Here is a 21,738-nt window from a genome sequence, read left to right as displayed (position 1 = left end):
CGCCATCCGCAATCAATCTGCTGTGGCAAGCGGTCCGCCGGCTGAAGTTGCGCGCACCAACGAGAGCCGTGCAACAACTTATCCGAAGCAACGGTTCGCAGCATCAAGCCGAAGCAACGCGCGAGGGTCTACCGGGCTCCGCGCTTCTCCTTAAGAAAATCGATCAGCGCGCGCAACTTGAACGGCATCTGCGCACGGCTCGTCGTGTACAGATAGAAACCCGGAAAGCTCGGGCACCACGCGTCCAGCACACGCACCAACCGGCCGCCTTCGAGTTGTTCGTTCACGTAATCGTCGATCACGTGCAGGAGACCCACGCCCTGCTCCGCCGCCCGCACCATCGTGCGCAGATCGTTGGTGACGAGACTCCCGCGTGTCTCGACTTCGAACACGCGCGACGGTTCGTCTGGCGGCGCGAACTCCCATCGATAGATGCCACCGCTAGTCGAGAAGCGGTAGCGCAGGCAATCGTGAGCAGCAAGATCGGCCGGCGTCGCCGGTGCTGGATAGCGTTCGAAGTATGCCGGCGAGCCGGCTACGACAATGCGAATCTCCCCACCCAGCGGCACCGCGACCATGTCTTGCGCTACCCGTTCGCCGAGCCGGATGCCCGCGTCGAAACCTTCACCGACCACATCGGCGAAACCATCGTCGAGTGTCAGGTCGAGACGGATCTGCGGATAACGGCGCGTGAACTCGGCCAGATGCGGCAGCACCAGCAATTCGCTCGCGACCCTCGGCAAATTGATGCGCAGCGTGCCCGCGGGCTGGTCGCGGGTTTCATCGAGTGCCTCAAAGGCCGCCTCCAGATCACCCAGCGCAGGCAGCACGCGTGAAAGAAACTGCGCGCCAGCTTCCGTCAGGGCGACACGCCGCGTGGTCCGGTTGAACAAGCGCACGTTCAGTTGCGTCTCGAGGGAGCGAATGCTTTGCGAGAGCGCCGATGCCGACACACCGTTTTCAGCGGCCGCGTGTGTGAAGCTGCCGTGGCGCGCCACGCACGCGAACGCCATCAATGCCGGCAACTGGGCTGGGTCCATCGCAACCTCCATTATTAAGTCACACTTCATAATCCTTGCAGACAGACAGCATTTTTCCAAGTAAAAAATCGGCGCACGATAGCTCCATCGCTTCAATTCTTCCCGCCTGACACTCAAGGAGACTGATATGACGATGGACCGCTACAACCTGCTCGGCCGCTCAGGCCTTCGCGTGAGCCCGATCGCACTCGGCACGATGACCTTCGGCACCGAATGGGGCTGGGGCACCGACGAGCAATCGGCGCAACGCCTGTTCGACCTGTACGTGGATACCGGCGGCAACTTCATCGATACCGCTGACCTGTACACCGAAGGCACCAGCGAAAAATGGCTCGGCAAATTCGTTGCAGCACGCGGTCTACGCGACCGGGTCGTGATCGCCACCAAGTACGGCTACAACGCCGAGACCGGCAATCCGAACGCGGGCGGCAACCACCGCAAGAATTTGCTGCGTGCGCTCGACGGCTCGCTCAAACGCCTTGGCACCGACTACATCGACCTGTACTACCTGCACACCTGGGATCGCGTCACGCCGGTGGACGAAGTGATGCGTGCGATGGACGACGCGGTGCGCGCGGGCAAGATCCGCTACGTTGGCCTGTCGGATACACCCGCGTGGTTCGCCGGGCGCGCGCAGACGCTTGCCGACTGGCGCGGCTTCGAACCGGTCGCGGCGATGCAGCTCGAATACTCGATGATCGAGCGCAACGCAGAAAACGAGTTCGCCGATCTCGCCGCCAATCTGGGCATGGGGCTCGTGCCCTGGAGTCCGCTGGGTATGGGGATGCTGTCGGGCAAATACCGTCCTTCGCAAGGCGCAGCGCCGGGTCCGGTTTCCGGCGACGGGCGTCTCGCGAGCATGGCCGGTGCGCCGCCACCGGGATTCGATAAGCTGACCGAGCGCAACTTTCGGATCGTCGCGGAACTGGAGGCCGTTGCGAATCTGGCAGGGCGGCCGATGGCGCAAGTCGCGCTGAACTGGTTGCATCAGAAGCGCGGTGTGTCGAGCATCATTGTCGGCGCAACCCGGCCGGAGCAGTTGCAGGAGTCGCTCGGCTCGCTCGATTTCACGCTCGCGCCGGAGTTGATCGCACGGCTCGACGCCGCCTCGGAACCTGCCCATCCGTTCCCGTACTACATGTTTGCTGACGGTCACCAGGCGCGGATTCACGGACAAGTCGAAGTCGCCGACAAACCCGTGGCCTACTCTGCACCCGTGAGAATTCCGGCGCCGAACGCATAAAAATCGTCCGCTGCGAGCGCCGCGCTTCGTCCAGACCGCGGCGCATTTTTCCTGCGAAAAATATCCAGAAAAGTATTCTCGTTCGTCAACGAAGTGGCGTAATCGTTCGTTTACAAATAATTGGGGGCTGAATGAACGCACTGAACCAGTCGGTAATTAACGAACGTTCGAGCTAACGCAGAGAAAATCGTGCCGATGCCGCAGCGCACAAAAACTCTCTGTGATTAGTTCATATCAATACCAATGAACAGCCGTGCTGTGATGCAACGGAGATAATCCGCTGAGGCATGCGGGGTAAGGCTGGGTAGGGAACGGCGGGGATATAGGACTGTTTTGATGGGCTGCGGCGCATTCAGTTGTGCACAGTCAACCGATAAATTCTATTCAAACATTCTGTTCCCATGTCGGCCTGTACCGTTAAAGCAACAAACAACATGTGAGCCGCATCAGACACTGGTGTAAAACGGGGACCGAGGCAGATAATCGGTTTGTAAAGGAGAGAGATCATGGATGCCAAACCACCGAAGATTCCGACCCCGGATAAAGTTTTTAGTCCGGATCCGGAACCTGCTGGCGTCGAGTTTCTGGGTGCCGAACTGCCTGAGCATGTTCGCGCATTTTTCGACGAACAACGCAAGTCGTGCGACTCGAAGTAATTGTGCAGTGGTGCGATGCAGCATCAGCGTCCGCGCGTCCGGCGCGCGGCGCATGTTCTTACGCGCCCCTACGATTGTCTTTTGCCGATTTCGCGGCGCGGGTTACGCCTGCTTGATCGCTGCGCCTGGCTTATGTAGCCGGCGCATTGATAGCGCGCGTCTTCAAATATGCTCTGGTAGTCTGTTTTCCGATCGGTCAACGCGCGCGCTTGATCCGCGCATCGTCTATTCTTCTGGTTTTTCTTCTGCGGCCGACTGGCCACTCCCGCCTTCCATGAATCGCTCGTATCGCTTTGGAGCGTCGTGCGCGCTCGCGTTGTTCACTGCTCTTGCGCTCGCGCCCGCCCCTGCCGTCGCGGACGGAGACGACACCGCTCTGACCAATCTGATAGCACTGGCTTCACGGCGCCTCGCCCTCGCGGAGCCCGTTGCGCGCTGGAAGTGGGCGAACCACCAGGCGATTACGGATACGCCGCGCGAGAACGCGTTGCTCGCCGATGTCGAAAAGCGCGCCGTCGCCGCGAACGTCGATCCGGCGTTTGCGCACGCCTTCTTCCAGGATCAGATCGACGCCAGCAAGGATGTGCAAAACGCGCTGTTTGCCACTTGGCGCAGCACGCGGCCGCCCGAAGGCCCTGCGCCCGACCTGGCCACCAGCACGAGGCCGCAGCTGGACCGGCTGACGCAGTCGCTTGTGGCAGGACTCGCGCGCGTGCAACCGCTGCGCACGGCGCAGGATTGTCCGGCGCGTGTGGCGCAATCGCTTGCTAACTGGAAATCGCTGACGCGCTACGACTCGACCCGCTCAAGCGCGTTGACACGCGCTCTCGGTCACGTGTGCGAAGCGGGTGGAGTCGGTGCGACGGGTTGATTTGTCTGGACGGTCTGGACGGTCTGTGCGATCGAACCGAACGCCTGGAACCCCATCGGTCTGCCACGCTCAGGGGTAAATTGAACCCGTCCTGAGCAGCCGGCCGCTGGCTGCACAAAACCTGTTAAGCCAGACTCGGTACAGGCGTGCCGCTCGAGACGCTTAATGGCATCACGCGCAAGCCGCGCGCAAGATGGCTCTGCAGAAGACGATATGTCGACAGCTCGAATGGCCCGACCACGCTCGAAGCATACAGCGCCGCTGCCTGCGCGAGCGAAGGCGCGTGCCCGAGATAACGCCACCGGTCGACGACATGAAAAACGCGTGCGTGCGACGCTTCTTCGCGCTCCTCAAATACGATCGGACCGTCGAACGGCCAGGGCGCATCCACGGGATCGTTCTTCGCGACGCGCGGCACCCGGTTATGGCCGGGGCGCAGCGTCGCGATCCACTGCGCCTCCGCGAGCATGGCACCCAACTCGCCGCCGGTCGCGCGCCATTCGACACGCCGCACTTGCTGCGCGAGCCGCATATCCTTCGACGAACGCCGCTCGCCAGTCAAATGGGAACGCAAGCGCTGACGCACACGTACGCTTCGCCCGACATACAGCGGCAGATCGCCTTCTCCATAGAACGCATAGACGCCACATCCGGCCGGCGCTGTATCGAGCAGATCTTCGGTGATGTCGCCGGCAAGCCGGTAGCGCCGAGTGGTGCGCTCAATCTGCGCCCGCAAAACGTCCAGCGGCACGAGACCGCCATGCAGCCGTTGCCAGAACTGCCAGATCAGATCAGCGTCGGCGAGTGCGCGGTGACGATCGGACGGGACAAGACCATGACGTTCGACTAACGCGTCGAGTCCATGGCGCTTTTCCGAAGGAAACAACGCACGCGACAGGCGCACGGTGCACAGCACGTCCGGATCGAACGCAAGCCCGGCCCGGCGAAACTCCCCGCGCAGAAAACCGCGATCGAAACTGGCGTTGTGCGCCACGAACAGTTTGCCGTTCAGACGCTCGAACAATGCCGGCGCGATAGCATCGAACGTCGGTGCGCCCCGCACCATCGCGTTCGTGATGCCGGTGAGCTGCTGAATGAAGGAAGGAATCGATTGCTGAGGGTCGACCAGGCTGCTCCAACGTGACACGCCGGTCGGTCCTATTTCAACTACACCGACTTCTGTGATGCGATGCTCACTGGTCGAGCCGCCGGTGGTTTCAAGGTCGACGAAGACGATCGGCACATCTAGGGCCGGTTCCGGCAGAAACTGTTCAGACATGGAAAGGGATACTTTGGACGCGTGGCTTTGCGGCAAGTATGCACTAGTTAGCCGCCGCGCACCCAGCCAGCATTGCTTTGCGCTTGTCGCCAGGCGGCGCAAAGACTGTATTCCTGCTCGAGTCACGAACCGCTCATAAAAACGTGAATTATTATATTTTTACGACGCCGATTTAAAATTCCAACTGCGCCGTTTTGCCTTCCGCCCTCTCTCCGAATTAATCCGAACCAGGTAGTTAATAACGTCAGACACAGCGTTAATAACAAATGGCAATAAAAAAGCCTTCGCATCTGACAAAGGCTTGGTGACGATCAGATTGCCCAGCGACACACGCGAAGCAGCGCCGTGCGACTTACAACGGCTGAATGTTCGCCGCCTGCTTGCCCTTCGGGCCGGCCTTGACCTCAAAGGAGACGCGCTGGCTTTCCTTCAGCGACTTGAACCCTTCGGTGCGGATCTCCGAAAAGTGCGCGAACAGGTCTTCGCCACCCGAATCGGATGTAATGAAGCCAAAGCCCTTAGCATCGTTGAACCATTTGACGATACCAGTTTCCATATTCCAGTTTCCTCGATGATTTATCAAAATCGGGCATTGCCCTCATGCGGCATTTCAAGGCCGTTGCATCTGCGATCGGGGATTTCTGAAATGCCCTGCGCATCAGATCCTGCGTTTGAAATTCAGCATTGCCGTTATACGGGGAACGAAGAATCGACGTCAAGCGAATTTTTCATATTCACTTAGTATGCAGCGCGATAAGTCGATGCCCGGTGAATCGAAACCATGACGGCCATATTCAGCGAAAACCGAATAATCTTTCACGTCAAAATTACTCATTAAAACGCGAGACCGACTGATATCGGGAAAAATTTCAGCATCTTGCCAAAATATGTAACAAGAGATGTTTTTAGTAAGTGTTTGTCCGACTTGTTGCGCCGCATCCATCGCAGCATCATGGAAATCAGTAGCGAGAAGTAATATGCATCAGGAGATACGGGGACCACTGGCAAAATTTGCTCTCGTCGCCCATGGACGCGCGCCGCTACGTGATGGAAGACTGGAGCGTCTCGATAGCGACCGATTGGAGCGAAGTGGACAGCGTTGCGCCGGCGCACTAACTGACGTACGCGAATCCGCAATCGTCAGGCAAAAAAAAGCGCGACTGGAAAGTCGCGCCGACAAAGGTTTGGAGATCTTTTTCGTCAACGAAAAAGTCTGCTTCGGAAAGCAGAGATTTCAGTATAACTGCTGAGACGATATCGATTATTCGCACAATCAACAATCATCTATTTCCATTACAACAACAATCTTTTTTTACGATTTATCGCGTTGTTTTTTTGCCTCGATTGCTGTAGCAAATGAGCAACGCGATTCGATTGACTGGCCGCTCCCCTCCCCCGCAATAACGCCGCAAGCCTTTATCAGCAAGGCTTAAGCGGCATTCGCTTATCGTTTCACATTCTGTAATACTTTATTGCGAAATTCGGAACATCCGCTTTGCGAGCGTCTCTCTACACTCTGCGTAATCGGAAGCCGGCGTGCTTGGAGTACAGCGCGCTTCTCATGCGGATTTCGCCTCTCGCAGCGCCCGCGTGAAGGTCTCCTTAAGCCTGGGTTCAATGCCCACTCTCGCTCTCGGAGTTACAAGATGAAAAAGACTCTCATGGTCGCGGCCCTCACGGGCGTTTTTGCAACGGCAGCACATGCCCAGAGCAGCGTCACGCTGTATGGCTTGATCGACGCCGGCATCACCTATACGAATAACCAGCACGGCCACAGCAACTGGCAAGAAACGAGCGGTTCGGTGAACGGCAGCCGTTGGGGCTTGCGTGGCTCTGAGGACCTCGGTGGCGGCCTGAAGGCTATCTTTACGTTGGAAAACGGCTTTGGTATCAATGACGGCACGCTGAAGCAAGGTGGCCGTGAATTCGGCCGTCAAGCGTTTGTCGGTCTGACGAGCGACCAGTTCGGCGCCGTGACCCTCGGCCGTCAATACGACAGCGTCGTCGACTACGTGGGTCCGCTGGCACTCACCGGCACGCAATACGGCGGCACGCAGTTCGCACACCCGTTCGATAACGACAATCTGAACAACTCGTTCCGCGTCAACAACTCGGTCAAGTATCAGAGCGTGAACTACGGTGGCTTCAAGTTCGGCGGCATGTACGGCTTCTCGAACCAGGCTGACGGCTTCGCCAACAACCGTGCGTACAGCGCGGGCGCGTCGTACAACTGGGGCGGCCTGAACCTCGGCGCCGGCTACCTGCAACTGAACAGCAACGGCGCAACGGGCGCGGCTGCGGCGTTCAATTCGGGCGGTGCAGTGTCGAGCGACAACACGTTCTTTGCTGCTCGTCAGCAAACGTGGGGCGCAGGTGCTAACTATGCGTTCGGCCCGGCTACCGTCGGCCTCGTGTACACGCAAACAAATCTGTCGGGTCTGGCTGGCATCGGCGCGGGCGCCTCGGGTCAAACCGGCGGTATCGCATTCGGCGGCGGCAGCGCTCACTTCCAGAACATCGAAGCAAACGCTCGCTACGCTCTGACGCCGGCAGTGAGCATCGCCGGTTCGTACACGTACACCCGCGCAAGCCTGGCTGGTACGCGTCCGCACTGGAACCAGTTCAACTTGCAAACGGCGTATGCGCTCTCCAAGCGTACGGATGTGTACCTGCAAGGCGAATACCAGCAAGTCAACGAAAACGCCATCGTCGATGCCGACATCAACGGTCTGGGCGCTTCGAACAACAACAAGCAAATCGCTGTGACTGCAGGTCTGCGTCACCGCTTCTAAAGCAGTTGGCAATACCTGCAGTATCGAAGGCGCCGTTCGCGGCGCCTTTTTTATGCCGCACCGAAAACACGCTTTGCAAGGGAGAACGAGATGGACCGATTGTCAGACGCCGAATGGGAGCGAATCGGACATTTGTTTTCGAACACAGGCGTCAAAAAGCCCACTGGCCGCCCGGCCGCCGACTCAGGTGCCGTAGTAGATGCAATCCTGTGGATCGAACGTACCGGTGCACGCTGGATGTACCTGCCCGCAAACTTTCCGCCGCAACAGACCGGCTACGCCAGATATCTGCAATGGAAGCGCAACGGCACGCTGGATCAGGTTCACGCGCCTGCTGGCCGACGCCACCAGGCGCGGCTGTTTCGATCCAGGCGCTGGCGATTGTGTCGCAACAATCTGAACGGGCGCCCTCGCCCGCCTCATCCGACATACCAATGTATTGGTCTAGCCACCGGTATCAGGCAGCGGATACTTGACGTCCAGTATATCGATCGACTGCGGGCCGGCCGGTGTGTACAAAGTTACCGTATCGCCGATTTTCGCTTTGAGCAGCGCCCGCGCGATTGGCGAGATCCAGCTCACGTGGCCGACATCCAGATCGACCTCATCGACACCGACAATCGTCAAGATATGCACCTCGCCGTCTTCCGTTGCGTATTCGACGGCCGCGCCGAAGAAAACCTGATCGACGTTTTCCTGTTTGCTGCTGTCGACCACTTCGGCGATGTCGAGGCGTTTGGTCAGAAAGCGGATCCGCCGGTCGATTTCTCGCAGACGGCGTTTGCCATAGATGTAATCGCCGTTTTCCGAGCGGTCGCCGTTCGAGGCCGCCCACGACACCAGTCTGACGACCTCCGGCCGCTCGACATCGATCAGATGCAGCAGTTCATCGCGCATACGCCGGTAGCCGGCGGGCGTGATGTAGTTTTTCGCACCCGGGGGGATTTCGGGCTGGGCGACGTCGAGATCGTCGTCATTCTCTTCACTCGACTCTTTGACAAAGGCCTTGTTCATGATGGTCCAGTAACTGCAGCAAGCGACTGCTTATCAAGGGTACACGATCAGGGCAATGAGACAAATCGCAGTTACACGCTTCCCTTTTTTGAAACCTTTGCTATAATCTCGTTTCTGCGTGCGGCTGTAGCTCAGTTGGATAGAGTACTTGGCTACGAACCAAGGGGTCGTGGGTTCGAATCCTGCCAGCCGCACCACTTATTCAAGTGGCCTCCCTCCGGGGAGGCCTTATGTTTTACCCCGCTTTCATTGAATTTAGCGTCACAAGTTTAGCGTGCGGCTGTAGCTCAGTTGGATAGAGTACTTGGCTACGAACCAAGGGGTCGTGGGTTCGAATCCTGCCAGCCGCACCATCTATAAAGGGCCTTCCGATCGGAAGGCCCTTTGTTTTTGTGTCGCCGTTTTGCTTCTGCGCGCCTGTCTCTCCAAGACAAGCCCTCAGCCCGGCGGACGTCAACACACCTATCGCGGCGCCGACTGAATATCACCAATTTGCCCGTCGGGACTCGGCACATCCTCGAACGAACCTTCCACCGAATCTTCGCCGATCGGCCCCACACGCTCGCCAGTCACAGCCTGCGCCTCACGCAACACATCGACCACGCTATCGCCGAAGCGACTTTCGACGAACGCCCGCAGCAGTGCGATCCGCAACGAGTCCCCTCGCCCTTCCACGGTTCGGTGGCCGCCTTCGAATTCCGCGATGCAATGTGCCGCACCACGATCGGTCCGCTCACGCACCTCCAGCCGTTCCGCGCGCTCCAGCACCGCGGCGGCCGCCTCCCATGACGTGGACGGCGTAAAACGGCCATCCCACGGGCGGCCACGGTCGCTGCCGCGGATTGAGACGGTTTCGCCGCTGTCGGTAAAGTGGATTTCGCGCACGAAGTCGTGCAGGCTGCGGGCCACCCAATAGTCGAGCGCCACGCCGGTGAGATCAGCTACGTTCATAAGCGTTCTCCCTGAAGTTCAGGTGAGACTCGCTGGCGGTGGGTGCGTTCAGATTCCAACGAGAGCCACTTGAAGGCCGCCCAAGGCGGCCCAGACGTACGCGTCGAGCAGACTTCAAGCCAGCCGTCAGATCAATAGTCCGCCCGCTCGCGGTCGATCCGCATCCCGCCGTCGTGACGGTGATGCCCTTCCTCGCTCGGCCGCTCGCGCGCAATACGCATGACGTCCGGATTCGTACGCACGCGGCGCATGACGTTGGCGAGATGGACACGATCGCTCACCTGGATCACGAAACGCAGCACCGTGGATTCCTGCGAGAGGTCTTCGTCCATTGCAATGTGCACGATGTTCGCATCCGCCGACGTGATGTCGGCAGCCACGCGGGCGAATACACCTTTGGTGTTCTTGACCAGCACCTTGACCGCGACGTCGAACAGACGTCCCGGCTGCGGCGCCCACGCCACGTCGATCCAGCGGCCCGGATCGCGCCGGTGGATACGCTGTGCGACGCGGCAATCCGTGGTGTGGATTGCCATACCAAGGCCAATGCCGATGTAGCCCATGATGTCGTCGCCTGGGATCGGACGGCAGCAGGCGGACAACTGCACCGACATCCCTTCAGTGCCGGTGATGACGACCGGCGGCGCATGCGACGTTGTGCCGTCACGCGAGCCGTCGTCGTCAGCGTCGCGCCCGCTCATCAACACTTCGATACGCTTGGCCATGACCGCGGCGACGCGCCGGCCCAGACCGATATCCGCGAAGATTTCCTGACGGTTCTTGTTGCCCGTCCACTGCACGAGCTTTTCCCACGCTTCCGGCGTCACGTCCGACAGCGCCAGCCCGTAGCCCTTCAGCGCCTGGTCGACAAGGCGCTCGCCGAGCTGAACAGACTCGTTCAGCCGCATCGTCTTCAGATAATGGCGGATTGCCGAACGCGCCTTGCCGGTGCGCACGAAACCCAGCCAGGCCGGATTCGGCTTTGAATACGGCGCCGTGATCACTTCAACGATATCGCCACTCTTCAGCTCGGTGCGCAGCGGCAGCAGTTCGTTGTTGATCTTCACCGCGACACACTGGTTGCCCAGGTCGCTGTGGATCGAATAGGCGAAGTCGAGTGCAGTGGCGCCGCGCGGCAACGCCATGATCTTCGACTTCGGCGTAAACACGTAGACCGCATCCGGGAACAGATCGATCTTGACGTGTTCCAGGAATTCGCTCGAATCGCCCGCTTCGCTCTGAATGTCGAGCAGCGACTTCAGCCACTGATGCGCGCGCTTCTGCACGTCGTTCAGATCCGCGCCGCCGTTCTTGTACAGCCAGTGCGCGGCCACGCCCGCTTCAGCGATCTCGTGCATCTTGCGCGTGCGCACCTGGAACTCGATCGGCGCGCCGAACGGGCCGACCAGCGTGGTATGCAGCGACTGATAGCCGTTGACCTTCGGGATCGCGATGTAATCCTTGAACTTGCCCGGCACCGGCTTGTAGAGCGCGTGCAGCGCGCCGATGCAGGTGTAGCACTCCAGCGCGCTCTCGACCACCACGCGGAACCCGTACACATCCAGCACCTGCGAGAACGACAACTGCTTGTCGCGCATCTTCTTGTAGATACTGAAGATGGTTTTCTCGCGGCCGGTGACTTCGGCGTCGAGCTTCGCGTCGACAATCGCGCGCTGCACCGACTCCAGAATTTTGCCGACCACTTCACGCCGGTTGCCGCGCGCGGCCTTGACGGCTTTTTCGAGCGTGGCGTAGCGATGCGGGTTGAAGTTCGCGAAGCTCAGGTCCTGCAGTTCGCGATAGGTATTGTTCAGGCCAAGCCGGTGCGCGATCGGTGCGTAGATGTCCAGCGTTTCGCGCGCCACGCGGCGGCGCTTTTCATGCGGCACCGCACCCAGCGTGCGCATATTGTGCAGCCGGTCGGCGAGCTTCACCAGAATCACACGGACGTCGCGCGCCATGGCGAGCAGCATTTTGCGGAAGTTTTCCGCTTGCGCCTCTTCGCGATTGCGAAACTCCATCTTGTCCAGCTTCGACAACCCGTCGACCAGTTCCGCGACTTTCGCACCGAATCGCTCGGCGAGTTCGGCCTTGGTCACGCCCTGGTCTTCCATCACGTCATGCAGCAGCGCTGCCATCATCGCCTGGGCGTCGAGATTCCAGCCGGCGCAGATTTCCGCGACGGCGACAGGATGCGTGATGTAGGGCTCGCCGCTCTGGCGATACTGGCCGAGGTGGGCTTCGTCGCTGAAATGGAATGCCGCCTTGATGTCCTTGATCTCTTCCGGCTGCAAATAGCCGGACAGAACGGACGTCAGCTTGGCGATCGAAACGACGTCATGCCGGCGCGGTTGCTCCGGCGTGACGGTCGGCCCGAACAGATGGCGAAACGACTGTTCGAGGACCGCGTCGATGTACTTCCGTGCAGACGAGGGCGAGTCGGTGTCGTGTTCCACTTCCGTGGCGGTGGGCGGGGTTGCACTCAATTTCGCCTCCGTAGCGGTTAGGGTTGGACACCGGTCTGCACGTTGATGCAATTACATGTAGCAAATACGTGTGGCAAATGCGGCCAATCGAAAACAGAGTGCGCCTTAAACAGGCACCTTCTTCAGCATTTCGACGCCAACCATGCCAGCTGCGATTTCACGCAACGCGACGACTGTGGGCTTGTCGCGGCTTTCGATCTTCGGCGTGTGGCCTTGCGCGAGCTGACGCGCGCGATAGGTTGCGGCAAGCGCGAGTTCGAAACGGTTCGGGATCTGTTTGAGACAGTCTTCGACTGTAATGCGGGCCATGTTGGATTCCTTCTCAGTATGTTGCTTATTCTACCTTATGTGCTCGGCACACCGCCGCGCTCACGCGTGTGGCAGGTGAATGCCGAGCTGCACGAAAAGCTGCGTGTGGCGCGCGTATTGCGAGGCGAAGCGCGAACGCGTCGCCGCCACGAGGCACCGCAGTTCACCCAGCGCGCGCTCGAAGTTGTCGTTGATCACGACATACTCCGCTTCGGCCGCGTGCGCCATCTCGCTGCCGGCTGCCAGCAGACGGCGTGTAATCACGTTCGATTCGTCCTGGCCGCGCTTTTTCAAACGCTCTTCGAGCGCATCCAGGGACGGCGGCAAGATAAAGATTTCGACAGCGTTGTGAAACTGCTTCTTCACCTGTTGCGCGCCTTGCCAGTCGATTTCGAGCAGCACGTCATGCCCGCTTTTCATCTGCTCCTCGATCCACACGCGCGAAGTCGAGTAGTAGTTGCCGTGCACTTCCGCGCTTTCCAGAAACTCGCCAGCCGCATGACGCGTCAGGAAATCGTCGACAGTCGTGAAGTGATAGTGCTCGCCGTCCTGTTCCTTCGGACGCGGCGGGCGCGTCGTGTACGAAATCGACAGACGGATCGCGTCGTCGCTGGCGAGCAGCGCGTTCACGAGCGTCGACTTGCCCGCGCCCGAAGGCGCGACCACCATGAACAGGTTGCCGGGATAAGCACCGGCGTAGGGGTTGCGCGGTGCGCTGGATTCGCGTGTGTGGTCGGTCATGTTCTTGAGGCTCCTGCCTTACTCCAGATTCTGTACTTGCTCGCGCATCTGTTCGATGAGCAGCTTCAGGGTCATCGACGAATCGGCCAGCTCCTTCGCGGCCGCCTTCGAGCCGAGCGTGTTCGCTTCGCGATTCAATTCCTGCATCATGAAGTCGAGCCGCTTGCCGACCTTGCCGCCCTTCTCGATCACATGACGCGTTTCGTTCAGGTGAGCCGTGAGGCGCGACAGTTCTTCGGCGATATCGATGCGGATGCCGTACATCGTCACTTCCTGGCGAATCCGTTCATTGATTTCTTCGCGCGAGACGATCGTCGCTGCCGTATCCGGCGCGGCGATACCGAGCGCTTCCTGCAAACGTTCGACGATCTTCTGCTGATGCCTGGCGATCAGTTCCGGCACGAGCGGCGTGATCTTCGTGACGATCGCTTCCATCTCGGTGACGTTGGCGAGCAGCATCGTCGCCAGTTGCGCGCCTTCGCGGCCACGCACGTCGATCAGATCGACAATCGCCTGCTTGCCGCACGCGAGCACCGCGTCGCGCAGCACTTCCGGCGCCACGCCGGATTCGGCCAGCACGCCCGGCCAACGCAGAATTTCGCCGGTACGCAGGCGCCCTGCTTCTGGGAACGTCGAGAGTACCGTGCGTTCGAGCAGGGCCAGTTGCGCGAGCGCATCGCGATTGACCGAACCCGCGTTAGCCGACTGCTCACTGCGTTGCAGATTGATACGGATGTCGACCTTGCCGCGCGACAGCTTGTTCATCAGCATTTCGCGCAGCGTCGGCTCGCAAACGCGCACGTCTTCCGGCATCCGAAAATTCAGATCGAGAAAGCGCGAATTCACCGTGCGCAGTTCGACCGATACGCTTACGCCACCTGTGCCCGAGGCCGCGACGAGTTCGCGCGTGGCGCTCGCATAGCCAGTCATGCTGTAGATCATCGTATTTCTCGCGATTGTGGCCATGCGTTTGACGATGGCCAGAGAGTCGAATCGCCCGGCGTGTACGAGACGCGGGGCGGGGAATCCGCATTATCCCATTTTTACCGACGAGACCGCTTTGCACGACGGCTGTCGCCCGCGAAGTGCCATCCTGCGCAGAGCCCCGGCACATGCGGGCAGCCATCCGACGGACAGGCGGCCCCGCGCCCGGCGCGATCGGCGGTAAAATTGCGCTTTCCCTCCTGCTTTTCTTCCAGACCGATCCCAACATGACCAACAACACCCAACGCCCCAGCGGCCGCCAGGCCAATCAGCTGCGCGACGTGCGCATCACGCGCCACTACACGAAGCACGCGGAGGGCTCGGTGCTGGTCGAATTCGGCGACACCAAGGTCATCTGCACGGCGAGCATCGCCGAGAGCGTGCCGTCGTTCCTGCGCGACCGCGGCCAGGGCTGGCTCACCGCCGAATACGGCATGCTGCCGCGCGCCACGCATACCCGCAGCGACCGCGAAGCCGCGCGCGGCAAGCAAACCGGCCGCACTCAGGAAATCCAGCGCCTGATCGGTCGCGCATTGCGCTCGGTGTTCGATCTCGAGAAGCTCGGCGCGCGCACGCTGCATATCGATTGCGACGTGATCCAGGCCGACGGCGGTACGCGTACGGCCAGCATTACCGGCGCGTTCGTGGCCGCCCATGACGCGGTAGCCAAACTGCTGGCTACCGGCCGCATCGAAAGCTCGCCGATCAGCGATTACGTCGCCGCGATTTCAGTCGGCGTGTACGACGGTCTTCCGGTGCTGGATCTCGACTACGACGAAGACTCGCAATGCGACACCGACATGAATGTGGTGATGACGGGCGCGGGCGGCTTCGTCGAAATTCAGGGCACGGCCGAAGGCGTGCCTTTCTCGCGCGATGAAATGAATTCGCTGCTGGATCTGGCGAGCGACGGCATCAACACGCTGATCGCGAAGCAGAAAGAAGCGTTGGAGCAAAAGAGTGAGTGAGGTTCACCTGGGCAACGGCGCTGCGGCGTCCGGTTCGCCGCTGAAGAAAGTCGTGCTGGCGTCGAACAACGCGGGCAAGCTGCGCGAGTTCGCGGCACTGCTCGGCGCGGCCGGCATCGACCTGATTCCGCAGGGCGAGCTCAACGTGCCGGAGGCGGAAGAGCCGTATCCAACTTTCGTCGAAAACGCGCTGGCCAAGGCACGTCACGCGGCGAAGCTCACCGGCCTGCCCGCGCTCGCCGACGATTCCGGCCTGTGCGTGCGCGCGCTGCGCGGCGCGCCCGGCGTTTATTCGGCGCGCTACGCGCAACGCGCAGGGGGTGAAAAGAGCGATGCGGCAAACAACGCGCAGCTCGTTTCAGCCTTGCAGGGTGAAATCGATCGTCGTGCGTATTACTACTGCGTGCTGGCGCTCGTGCGTCATGCGGACGATCCCGAACCGCTGATCGCCGAAGGCCGCTGGCACGGCGAAATGCTGGATGCACCACGCGGCGAACATGGCTTCGGCTATGACCCGTACTTCTTCCTGCCGTCGCTGAATGCGAGCGCTGCGGAACTCGAACCGGCGGTGAAGAACGCCAGCAGCCATCGCGCGATTGCATTGCGCCAACTGCTCGCGCGTTTGACGGAGGAAGCGTGATTCCGATCAAACCCGCGCCGGCCGATATCGGCAACGGCGTTATCAAGGCATTCACGTCGCCAGGCAGCATTCGCCTGGCGTCGTTGCCGCCGTTGGCGTTGTATGTGCACTTTCCGTGGTGCGTGCGCAAGTGCCCGTACTGCGACTTCAACTCGCATGAATGGAAAGGCGACACGTTCCCGGAAACCGAATATCTCGACGCGCTGCGCGCCGACCTCGAATTGGCGCTGCCGCTCGTGTGGGGCCGCCAGGTCCATACGGTGTTCATCGGCGGCGGCACACCCAGTTTGCTGTCGGCGGCGGGGCTCGACCGGATGCTGTCCGACGTGCGCGCGTTGCTGCCGCTCGATGCCGACGCGGAAATCACGCTCGAAGCGAACCCGGGCACCTTCGAAGCCGACAAGTTCGCACAGTTTCGCGCGAGCGGCGTGAATCGCCTGTCGGTGGGCATCCAGAGTTTCAATGAAGCGCATCTGAAAGCGCTCGGCCGGATTCACGACTCGGCGCAAGCACGCCACGCGGTCGAAGTGGCCGCGACCACCTTCGACAATTTCAACCTCGATCTGATGTTCGCACTGCCGCAACAGACGCTCGCGGAATGTCAGGCTGACGTGGAGACGGCGTTGTCGTTCGCGCCGCCACATTTGTCGCTGTACCACCTCACGCTCGAACCGAACACGCTGTTTGCGAAATTCCCGCCTGCACTCCCCGACGACGATGCTTCCGCCGACATGCAGGACTGGATTCATGAACGCACGACGGCCGCCGGTTATGAACGCTACGAGGTGTCCGCGTATGCGCAGCCGCATCGGCAAAGCAAGCACAATCTGAACTACTGGCGCTTCGGCGACTATCTCGGCATCGGCGCGGGCGCGCATACCAAGCTGTCGTTTCCGAACCGCGTGCTGCGTCAGGTGCGCTACAAGCATCCGACCACATTCATCGAGCGGGCATTGGCCGGCACGGCAGTGCAGGAAGAGAATGAGGTCGGGCCGCGCGATCTGCCATTCGAGTTCATGCTGAACGCGCTGCGACTGGTGGAAGGGTTTCCGGTACATCGCTTCATCGAGCGCACGGGGATGTCGATGACCTCGATCGAACCGGCTTTGCAGGAGGCAGAACGCCGCAAGCTGATTACGCGCGACCACGAAAAAATCGCGCCGACGCCGCTCGGTCAGGCCTTCCTGAACGATCTGCAGGCGCTGTTTCTGAAAGATCCGCAGTGATTGCAGACCCGCTGAGCGCCGCAACGAGGATTTTTCAGGTTACAATTTAGGGCTTGGAGGTGTGGCCGAGCGGTTTAAGGCACCGGTCTTGAAAACCGGCGAAGGAGTGATCCTTCCGTGAGTTCGAATCTCACCGCCTCCGCCAGACAATGAATGAATACGGGCCTTTTCGGCCCGTTTTTCATTTCTACCCGTCAAAGAACCGCCAATCGGCGAATGCGCAACGCGTCGAACGGGTAAGCAACTGTAAATAAAGCCCGATTAAACCGGGGCTTCGTAATTTGCTGTCACAAGGCGGCCCGAACGAATGCAGCGCCAGGCTCCTCCAACTCACAACGAGGGAGGAACCATGGTCAAGTTTCTGATTGCGATAGGTTTCGGATTGGGTCTTTCCGGATGTATCGTCGCGCCGCCCTATGGCTACGCACCGGCATACGGATATGCCCCCGGCTACTACGCCCCGAGCGTCAGCGTGGGTGTTGGCGTCGGCGGTTATTACGGCGGCCGCGGGAGGTGGTAATTTCTGTCCAGGCCAGTACCCAGGCTAGTATCCGGCCGGTATCCGTTAACCTGTCAATCCCCTGACGCGGCCCGCGTTAAGGGGAACCCCTCCCTCAACATCCCGCTCCTCCGGCCGATATCAAGACTATCTGTGCTGTCAGCACACGCCAGGGAGTCGCTCATGAAAGTCCGCACTTTAGCCGTTGCACTGATTTGGGTTGCCGCAAGCACGAGCGCGTTGTCCGCGTTTGCAGGCACGTCAACGGCGCTGTCCGACGATGACAACGCGACAATGTTCGGCTCAGCCCGGTTGTCCAGTCTGCAGGACGTCGGCGGCAACGCAAAAGCTGGCGCCTCCGCGGCTATCGTTGGAGCGAATGTGCTGAGGAGCGCAAGCGGCAACATCGGCGTGAACCTCTCAGCCGGTGCGCTGAATGCGCAGGCCAACCAGATCGCCCTCGTCACCACATCGCAAGCCGCGATCGTCTCGCAACAAAATCTGCATACCGTCGCGCAATTGACGGGCGGCGCCACCGCAAAACTCGGTGCCGGCTCACTGGCGGGAGTGAGCGGCAACGTCGGCGTGAATATCGCGTCCGGCGTGGGCAATGCCCAGTTCAACGGGCTCGTGGTTCACTGAGCCGGCGACCCCTCGACACCGCAGCCACGACTTAAATCAGCGCGGTCGCCTCGACCTCGACCTTCAACCCGTAATGCAGATGTGGAACCGGCACGACGGCCCGCGCCGGCCGCGCTTCGCCTGCCCAACGCGCGTATATCTGATTGAAGCTCGCCCAGTGTTCGACATCGGCGATATAGACGCGCACCTGCACCAGTTGCGCAATGCTGCTGCCGGCGCCTTCGAGCGCAGCCTGCACGTTGGCCAGCACCTGTTCCGCCTGAACCTCGAACGAGGCTTCAGCGAGCTTCTCGCCCTGCGCGTTGATCGGTAACTGTCCCGAGATGAAAACAAAACCATTCGCAATCGCGACATGACTGTAGTGGCCGCCTGGCTTTGCCAACGCAGCGGGATTGTCCAGATGCGGCAGATGCGGATCGTGCTGGCTAACAGCCATGAGTGAAACTCCAAAAGGGGATGGCGCCTTCTCGGCAGGTAATGACGCACATGGCGTCATACGCGTGAGACGCGTCACACGCTAAGCACGTCCAGCTTCTCGCGCGCATCGGCGCAACGGCGATTCAGGTCTCGATGCATCAACTGACTGTCGAGCAGCGCCGATACATCAGACAAACCGTAATCAAAGCGCAAGACGTATTCGATGTCTGTGTAATCGTGATAGGCGCCGCTGTCTGCCAGCTTCTGCGCTTCGGCGAAAGCTGCATGTTGCCGCTCGCCGTTCATCAAATCTCTGATCGCCATGATTGCCGCTCCGAGGAACAGTGGCTCCATCATAGCAATGCAAATTGAAACGCACGGTCGCGTGCACGCAACACCTGGTGTTTTCCGTAGTCGCGTGAGTTGTGGTTAGCGCGAAGCGTACAAGCAGGCGTGCCGGAGGTTTCACGCCAAACGGCCGTGCCGTATGCACCATTCAGCGGCAAATACCCGCCTCACGCATTCTCAAGCGGCAGTGGTGGGCACTTTCATGCCGTGCCATTTGACGACCAGAATCCGGCCGACGTAGCACAGCATGCCCGCGACACCCACGACGACGCCCATGCCCTTGGGCGAGCCATCCTGCCCGAGCCCAACCGCGATACTCGACAGCGCGCCGAGCGCAAGCTGCACAGCGCCGAACACGGCGGCCGCGGCGCCGGCATTCACCGGATAGCGATGCATCAGATCAGTCGTGCAGTTAGCGGACAACAACCCCACCACGCCGACCACGAAGAACAATCCGAAGACGATCGACCACAACCCGCCCCACCCCGTCAGCGAAACGAGACAGACGAACAAGGACGCGATGCAACTCACAGTTGCGGCAAACGAAATAAGCGGCAGCGAACCAAGCCGTCCGACCAGCCGCGTATTCATGAAGTTACCGAACATGATGCCGACGATATTCAGCGCAAACAGAAAGCCGTAATGCTGTGCCGATACATGAAAATATTCGATGTACACAAAAGGCGTCGCGGTGATGTACGCGAACATCGAGGCGAACGCCATGCCGCCGCACAGCATGTGCCCCCACGCGACCGGATCGCGCAGCAACTTGCCGTAGGCACCAAACGATTTCAGCAACGCCGAGTGCGCACGCTTTTCGCGCGGCCACGTTTCGGGCACCTTGAGGAACGCGGTCACCGCGCACACCGTGCCGAATAGCGTCAGCACGATAAAGACGACGCGCCAGCCGCCAAGCAGCAGCAACTGCCCGCCGATCAGCGGTGCGAGCAACGGCCCGATCGACGTGACGATGGCGAGCATCGACAGCACGCGCGCGGCATCGGTCGGCCCGTGCGCGTCGCGGGCAATCGCACGCGCCAGTACCGAGGCCGCGCCCGCGCCGAGCGCCTGCACGAAGCGGAACGTCACCAGCGATCCGATCGAAAACGACAGCGCACAGGCCACGCTCGCCAGCGCATACATGATGATGCCACCGAGCAACACAGGCCGGCGGCCATAGGTATCCGACAGCGGACCATAGAGCAGCATGCCGATCGAAAAGCCGAACATGAAGCTGGTGAGCGTGGTTTGCGCAGCGCCCGTGCTGATGGCGAATGCCTGCGCAATCGTCGGCAGGCTTGGCAGATACATATCGATGGAAATCGGCCCGCATGCGGCAAGCGCACCGAGCAACAGAATCAGCCGGCCATCGGGCCGGCTTCTGGTGACGTGAGACATGGGAATCCAGATGAAGCGCCGCGCCGTCATCGGCAGCGAAACGCGGTGAAACCGGGAAAACAGCAACGTGACGGCCCCAATTGTACGCGACGGTTAAACCATCCACCGCGCCCGGGCACGGCTTGGCGAGCCTCCCATGCGCCGCGACAAGCGCGCCGGCGATCGGTTAAGCTGCCGCGAGAACGCTACCTGGCGTCACACGAACCAGTTCACTGCACCCGTTCACACTGCCCAGTCCCAACCCTGACATGACTGCCTTCCTGTTGATCTGGAGCCCCAAGAAATGGCCGTGGCCAGAATTGCCCGACGTGGCGAAACGGGTCGCCGCAGGCATTGCGGTGGCTGACGTGTGGGGCTGCGGATTTGCCCGCAGCATCCTGCCCGGCGATCGCGTGTTTCTGCACCGTGTAGCACAGGAACCGAAGGGCATTTTTGGCTCCGGCTACGTGACGCGCGCAAGGAAGCTGAGAGCGAGACGCGCGCAAGGAAGCTGAGAGCGGCCTGCGCCCGGCAGGTACATGCACAAGACCTGTTCACGCTGACTCCGGTACAATTTCTGTACTCATCCCAGCGCCGCGCCAGCCGCCTCCAGGCTACCCGCGCCGCTGCGCAACCCAAATTCCAGCCATCACCATGTCTAAAAACCAGACCCTCTTCGAGCGCGCGCAGCGCACCATCCCCGGCGGCGTGAACTCGCCGGTCCGCGCATTCCGTTCGGTAGGCGGCACGCCACGCTTCATCGAGCGCGCGCAAGGCCCCTACTTCTGGGACGCGGACGGCCAACGCTATACCGACTACATCGGCTCGTGGGGTCCGATGATCCTCGGCCACGACCACCCGGAAGTGCTGGAAGCGGTCCAGCGGGTGCTGGCCAACGGCTTCTCGTTCGGCGCGCCGACCGAAGCGGAGGTGGAAATCGCCGAAGAAATCTGCAAACTGGTGCCGTCGATCGAACAGGTCCGCATGGTATCGAGCGGCACCGAAGCGACCATGAGCGCGCTGCGTCTCGCGCGCGGCTTCACGAACCGCAGCCGCATCGTCAAGTTCGAAGGCTGCTATCACGGCCACGCGGACAGCCTGCTGGTCAAAGCCGGCTCGGGCCTGCTCACGTTCGGCAATCCGACTTCCGCGGGCGTGCCGGCCGATATCGCCAAACACACCACGGTGCTCGAGTACAACAACGTCGCGGAACTCGAAGAAGCGTTCAAGGCGTTCGGCAACGAGATCGCCTCAG

At 60.6% G+C, this 21,738-nt stretch carries 23 protein-coding genes, 3 tRNA genes and 2 pseudogenes; 15 read left to right on the top strand and 13 right to left on the bottom strand.

What is annotated here, in order from left to right:
* Positions 1-128: 128 nt before the first annotated feature.
* Entirely contained in the window at positions 129-1,040 is a 912-nt protein-coding gene (locus VFE81_RS16955) for a LysR family transcriptional regulator (protein ID WP_325045701.1), read from the bottom strand.
* Between the two features lie 127 nt (positions 1,041-1,167).
* On the opposite strand from VFE81_RS16955, the gene VFE81_RS16950 reads away from it, so the two are divergent.
* The 3 genes from VFE81_RS16950 (at position 1,168) to VFE81_RS16940 (ending at position 3,810) form a co-directional block, all read left to right on the top strand.
* The gene (locus VFE81_RS16950; protein ID WP_325045700.1) at positions 1,168-2,283 is read left to right on the top strand and encodes an aldo/keto reductase; all 1,116 of its coding nucleotides are present in this window, start codon (positions 1,168-1,170) and stop codon (positions 2,281-2,283) included.
* 506 nt (positions 2,284-2,789) lie between these two features.
* On the top strand, positions 2,790-2,939 hold the full coding sequence (locus VFE81_RS16945; RefSeq protein WP_028200145.1) for a hypothetical protein: 150 nt from the start codon (positions 2,790-2,792) through the stop codon (positions 2,937-2,939).
* Between the two features lie 274 nt (positions 2,940-3,213).
* A complete protein-coding gene (locus tag VFE81_RS16940) occupies positions 3,214-3,810 on the top strand; it encodes a chorismate mutase (RefSeq protein ID WP_325045699.1) in 597 nt (198 codons plus the stop codon).
* A 124-nt stretch (positions 3,811-3,934) separates the two neighbouring features.
* Here the strand turns inward: VFE81_RS16940 and VFE81_RS16935 are convergent, their stop codons facing one another.
* The 3 genes from VFE81_RS16935 to VFE81_RS16925 form a co-directional block, all read right to left on the bottom strand.
* The gene (locus tag VFE81_RS16935; protein ID WP_325045698.1) at positions 3,935-5,089 is read right to left on the bottom strand and encodes an exonuclease domain-containing protein; all 1,155 of its coding nucleotides are present in this window, start codon (positions 5,087-5,089) and stop codon (positions 3,935-3,937) included.
* 352 nt (positions 5,090-5,441) lie between these two features.
* Positions 5,442-5,645 carry a cold-shock protein gene (locus VFE81_RS16930; RefSeq protein WP_054037310.1) on the bottom strand — a complete coding sequence of 68 codons (204 nt, stop codon included), beginning with the start codon at positions 5,643-5,645 and terminating at the stop codon, positions 5,442-5,444.
* A gap of 159 nt (positions 5,646-5,804) precedes the next feature.
* Positions 5,805-6,032, bottom strand: coding sequence for a hypothetical protein (locus VFE81_RS16925; protein WP_325045697.1), 228 nt, complete (start codon positions 6,030-6,032; stop codon positions 5,805-5,807).
* 703 nt (positions 6,033-6,735) lie between these two features.
* On the opposite strand from VFE81_RS16925, the gene VFE81_RS16920 reads away from it, so the two are divergent.
* Both VFE81_RS16920 and VFE81_RS28995 read left to right on the top strand, forming a co-directional pair.
* A complete protein-coding gene (locus VFE81_RS16920) occupies positions 6,736-7,881 on the top strand; it encodes a porin (RefSeq protein WP_325045696.1) in 1,146 nt (381 codons plus the stop codon).
* Between the two features lie 90 nt (positions 7,882-7,971).
* Positions 7,972-8,196, top strand: a pseudogene (locus VFE81_RS28995) (transposase); the annotation flags it as partial.
* Between the two features lie 129 nt (positions 8,197-8,325).
* Here the strand turns inward: VFE81_RS28995 and greB are convergent.
* Positions 8,326-8,895: a transcription elongation factor GreB gene (gene greB / locus VFE81_RS16915; protein WP_325045695.1), complete on the bottom strand. Its 570-nt coding sequence runs from the start codon at positions 8,893-8,895 to the stop codon at positions 8,326-8,328.
* Between the two features lie 120 nt (positions 8,896-9,015).
* On the opposite strand from greB, the gene VFE81_RS16910 reads away from it, so the two are divergent.
* Together VFE81_RS16910 and VFE81_RS16905 are read left to right on the top strand one after the other, a co-directional pair.
* A tRNA-Arg gene (locus tag VFE81_RS16910) sits at positions 9,016-9,092 on the top strand.
* 79 nt (positions 9,093-9,171) lie between these two features.
* Positions 9,172-9,248: transfer RNA gene (locus tag VFE81_RS16905), tRNA-Arg, on the top strand.
* A gap of 109 nt (positions 9,249-9,357) precedes the next feature.
* On the opposite strand, the gene VFE81_RS16900 is transcribed toward VFE81_RS16905, so the two are convergent.
* From VFE81_RS16900 to VFE81_RS16880, 5 genes are all read right to left on the bottom strand, one after another.
* Complete coding sequence (locus tag VFE81_RS16900; RefSeq protein WP_325045694.1) at positions 9,358-9,846, bottom strand: phage protein NinX family protein; 489 nt, start codon at positions 9,844-9,846, stop codon at positions 9,358-9,360.
* Positions 9,847-9,977: 131 nt separating this feature from the next.
* On the bottom strand, positions 9,978-12,332 hold the full coding sequence (locus tag VFE81_RS16895) for a bifunctional (p)ppGpp synthetase/guanosine-3',5'-bis(diphosphate) 3'-pyrophosphohydrolase (RefSeq protein ID WP_325045693.1): 2,355 nt from the start codon (positions 12,330-12,332) through the stop codon (positions 9,978-9,980).
* A gap of 105 nt (positions 12,333-12,437) precedes the next feature.
* A complete protein-coding gene (gene rpoZ, locus VFE81_RS16890) occupies positions 12,438-12,641 on the bottom strand; it encodes a DNA-directed RNA polymerase subunit omega (RefSeq protein ID WP_073427086.1) in 204 nt (67 codons plus the stop codon).
* Positions 12,642-12,701: 60 nt separating this feature from the next.
* Positions 12,702-13,382, bottom strand: a complete 681-nt coding sequence (gene gmk, locus VFE81_RS16885) for a guanylate kinase (RefSeq protein ID WP_325045692.1) — start codon at positions 13,380-13,382, stop codon at positions 12,702-12,704.
* Between the two features lie 18 nt (positions 13,383-13,400).
* Complete coding sequence (locus VFE81_RS16880; protein ID WP_325045691.1) at positions 13,401-14,324, bottom strand: YicC/YloC family endoribonuclease; 924 nt, start codon at positions 14,322-14,324, stop codon at positions 13,401-13,403.
* A gap of 269 nt (positions 14,325-14,593) precedes the next feature.
* Here VFE81_RS16880 and rph point away from each other — a divergent pair, with 269 nt between their 5' ends.
* The 6 genes from rph to VFE81_RS16850 all read left to right on the top strand — a co-directional run bounded on the left by rph (position 14,594) and on the right by VFE81_RS16850 (position 18,341).
* Entirely contained in the window at positions 14,594-15,334 is a 741-nt protein-coding gene (gene rph, locus VFE81_RS16875) for a ribonuclease PH (protein ID WP_325045690.1), read from the top strand.
* Positions 15,327-15,974 carry an RdgB/HAM1 family non-canonical purine NTP pyrophosphatase gene (rdgB, locus tag VFE81_RS16870; protein WP_325045689.1) on the top strand — a complete coding sequence of 216 codons (648 nt, stop codon included), beginning with the start codon at positions 15,327-15,329 and terminating at the stop codon, positions 15,972-15,974. Before rph ends, rdgB begins: the two co-directional genes overlap by 8 nt.
* On the top strand, positions 15,971-17,200 hold the full coding sequence (hemW, locus tag VFE81_RS16865; RefSeq protein WP_325045688.1) for a radical SAM family heme chaperone HemW: 1,230 nt from the start codon (positions 15,971-15,973) through the stop codon (positions 17,198-17,200). Before rdgB ends, hemW begins: the two co-directional genes overlap by 4 nt.
* A 55-nt stretch (positions 17,201-17,255) precedes the next feature.
* A tRNA-Ser gene (locus VFE81_RS16860) sits at positions 17,256-17,345 on the top strand.
* A 204-nt stretch (positions 17,346-17,549) separates the two neighbouring features.
* Positions 17,550-17,720: a hypothetical protein gene (locus tag VFE81_RS16855; protein ID WP_325045687.1), complete on the top strand. Its 171-nt coding sequence runs from the start codon at positions 17,550-17,552 to the stop codon at positions 17,718-17,720.
* A gap of 162 nt (positions 17,721-17,882) precedes the next feature.
* The gene (locus VFE81_RS16850; protein WP_325045686.1) at positions 17,883-18,341 is read left to right on the top strand and encodes a hypothetical protein; all 459 of its coding nucleotides are present in this window, start codon (positions 17,883-17,885) and stop codon (positions 18,339-18,341) included.
* A gap of 31 nt (positions 18,342-18,372) precedes the next feature.
* On the opposite strand, the gene VFE81_RS16845 is transcribed toward VFE81_RS16850, so the two are convergent.
* The 3 genes from VFE81_RS16845 to VFE81_RS16835 all read right to left on the bottom strand — a co-directional run bounded on the left by VFE81_RS16845 (position 18,373) and on the right by VFE81_RS16835 (position 20,504).
* A complete protein-coding gene (locus VFE81_RS16845) occupies positions 18,373-18,777 on the bottom strand; it encodes a RidA family protein (protein ID WP_325045685.1) in 405 nt (134 codons plus the stop codon).
* Between the two features lie 74 nt (positions 18,778-18,851).
* Complete coding sequence (locus VFE81_RS16840) at positions 18,852-19,082, bottom strand: hypothetical protein (RefSeq protein WP_325045684.1); 231 nt, start codon at positions 19,080-19,082, stop codon at positions 18,852-18,854.
* Positions 19,083-19,283: 201 nt separating this feature from the next.
* Positions 19,284-20,504 (bottom strand): Bcr/CflA family multidrug efflux MFS transporter, encoded by a 1,221-nt coding sequence (locus VFE81_RS16835; protein ID WP_325045683.1) that lies wholly within the window; start codon positions 20,502-20,504, stop codon positions 19,284-19,286.
* 248 nt (positions 20,505-20,752) lie between these two features.
* Here VFE81_RS16835 and VFE81_RS16830 point away from each other — a divergent pair.
* Positions 20,753-20,962, top strand: a pseudogene (locus VFE81_RS16830) (hypothetical protein); the annotation flags it as partial.
* Positions 20,963-21,137: 175 nt separating this feature from the next.
* Positions 21,138-21,738, top strand: a 601-nt coding sequence (locus tag VFE81_RS16825; protein ID WP_325045682.1) for an aminotransferase class III-fold pyridoxal phosphate-dependent enzyme, incomplete at its 3' end; no start/stop codon positions are given.

The sequence above is a fragment of the Paraburkholderia sp. genome, from assembly GCF_035656215.1.
In the GTDB taxonomy this organism is placed as follows: domain Bacteria; phylum Pseudomonadota; class Gammaproteobacteria; order Burkholderiales; family Burkholderiaceae; genus Paraburkholderia.
The sequence above is the reverse complement of the archived record's forward strand: the minus strand, read 5'-3'. Positions and strand labels throughout refer to the sequence as shown.

Coding starts and splice junctions, on each gene's coding strand:
- VFE81_RS16950 (WP_325045700.1), top strand. CDS start 1,168: ATGACGATGGACCGCTACAACCTGCTCGGCCGCTCAGGCCTTCGCGTG.
- VFE81_RS16850 (WP_325045686.1), top strand. CDS start 17,883: ATGAAAGTCCGCACTTTAGCCGTTGCACTGATTTGGGTTGCCGCAAGC.
- VFE81_RS16925 (WP_325045697.1), bottom strand. CDS start 6,032: ATGGATGCGGCGCAACAAGTCGGACAAACACTTACTAAAAACATCTCT.
- VFE81_RS16955 (WP_325045701.1), bottom strand. CDS start 1,040: ATGGACCCAGCCCAGTTGCCGGCATTGATGGCGTTCGCGTGCGTGGCG.
- VFE81_RS16835 (WP_325045683.1), bottom strand. CDS start 20,504: ATGTCTCACGTCACCAGAAGCCGGCCCGATGGCCGGCTGATTCTGTTG.
- VFE81_RS16930 (WP_054037310.1), bottom strand. CDS start 5,645: ATGGAAACTGGTATCGTCAAATGGTTCAACGATGCTAAGGGCTTTGGC.
- greB (WP_325045695.1), bottom strand. CDS start 8,895: ATGAACAAGGCCTTTGTCAAAGAGTCGAGTGAAGAGAATGACGACGAT.
- VFE81_RS16880 (WP_325045691.1), bottom strand. CDS start 14,324: ATGATCTACAGCATGACTGGCTATGCGAGCGCCACGCGCGAACTCGTC.
- VFE81_RS16920 (WP_325045696.1), top strand. CDS start 6,736: ATGAAAAAGACTCTCATGGTCGCGGCCCTCACGGGCGTTTTTGCAACG.
- VFE81_RS16945 (WP_028200145.1), top strand. CDS start 2,790: ATGGATGCCAAACCACCGAAGATTCCGACCCCGGATAAAGTTTTTAGT.
- VFE81_RS16940 (WP_325045699.1), top strand. CDS start 3,214: ATGAATCGCTCGTATCGCTTTGGAGCGTCGTGCGCGCTCGCGTTGTTC.
- VFE81_RS16855 (WP_325045687.1), top strand. CDS start 17,550: ATGGTCAAGTTTCTGATTGCGATAGGTTTCGGATTGGGTCTTTCCGGA.
- VFE81_RS16935 (WP_325045698.1), bottom strand. CDS start 5,089: ATGTCTGAACAGTTTCTGCCGGAACCGGCCCTAGATGTGCCGATCGTC.
- gmk (WP_325045692.1), bottom strand. CDS start 13,382: ATGACCGACCACACACGCGAATCCAGCGCACCGCGCAACCCCTACGCC.
- rph (WP_325045690.1), top strand. CDS start 14,594: ATGACCAACAACACCCAACGCCCCAGCGGCCGCCAGGCCAATCAGCTG.
- VFE81_RS16845 (WP_325045685.1), bottom strand. CDS start 18,777: ATGGCTGTTAGCCAGCACGATCCGCATCTGCCGCATCTGGACAATCCC.
- VFE81_RS16840 (WP_325045684.1), bottom strand. CDS start 19,082: ATGGCGATCAGAGATTTGATGAACGGCGAGCGGCAACATGCAGCTTTC.
- rpoZ (WP_073427086.1), bottom strand. CDS start 12,641: ATGGCCCGCATTACAGTCGAAGACTGTCTCAAACAGATCCCGAACCGT.
- VFE81_RS16900 (WP_325045694.1), bottom strand. CDS start 9,846: ATGAACGTAGCTGATCTCACCGGCGTGGCGCTCGACTATTGGGTGGCC.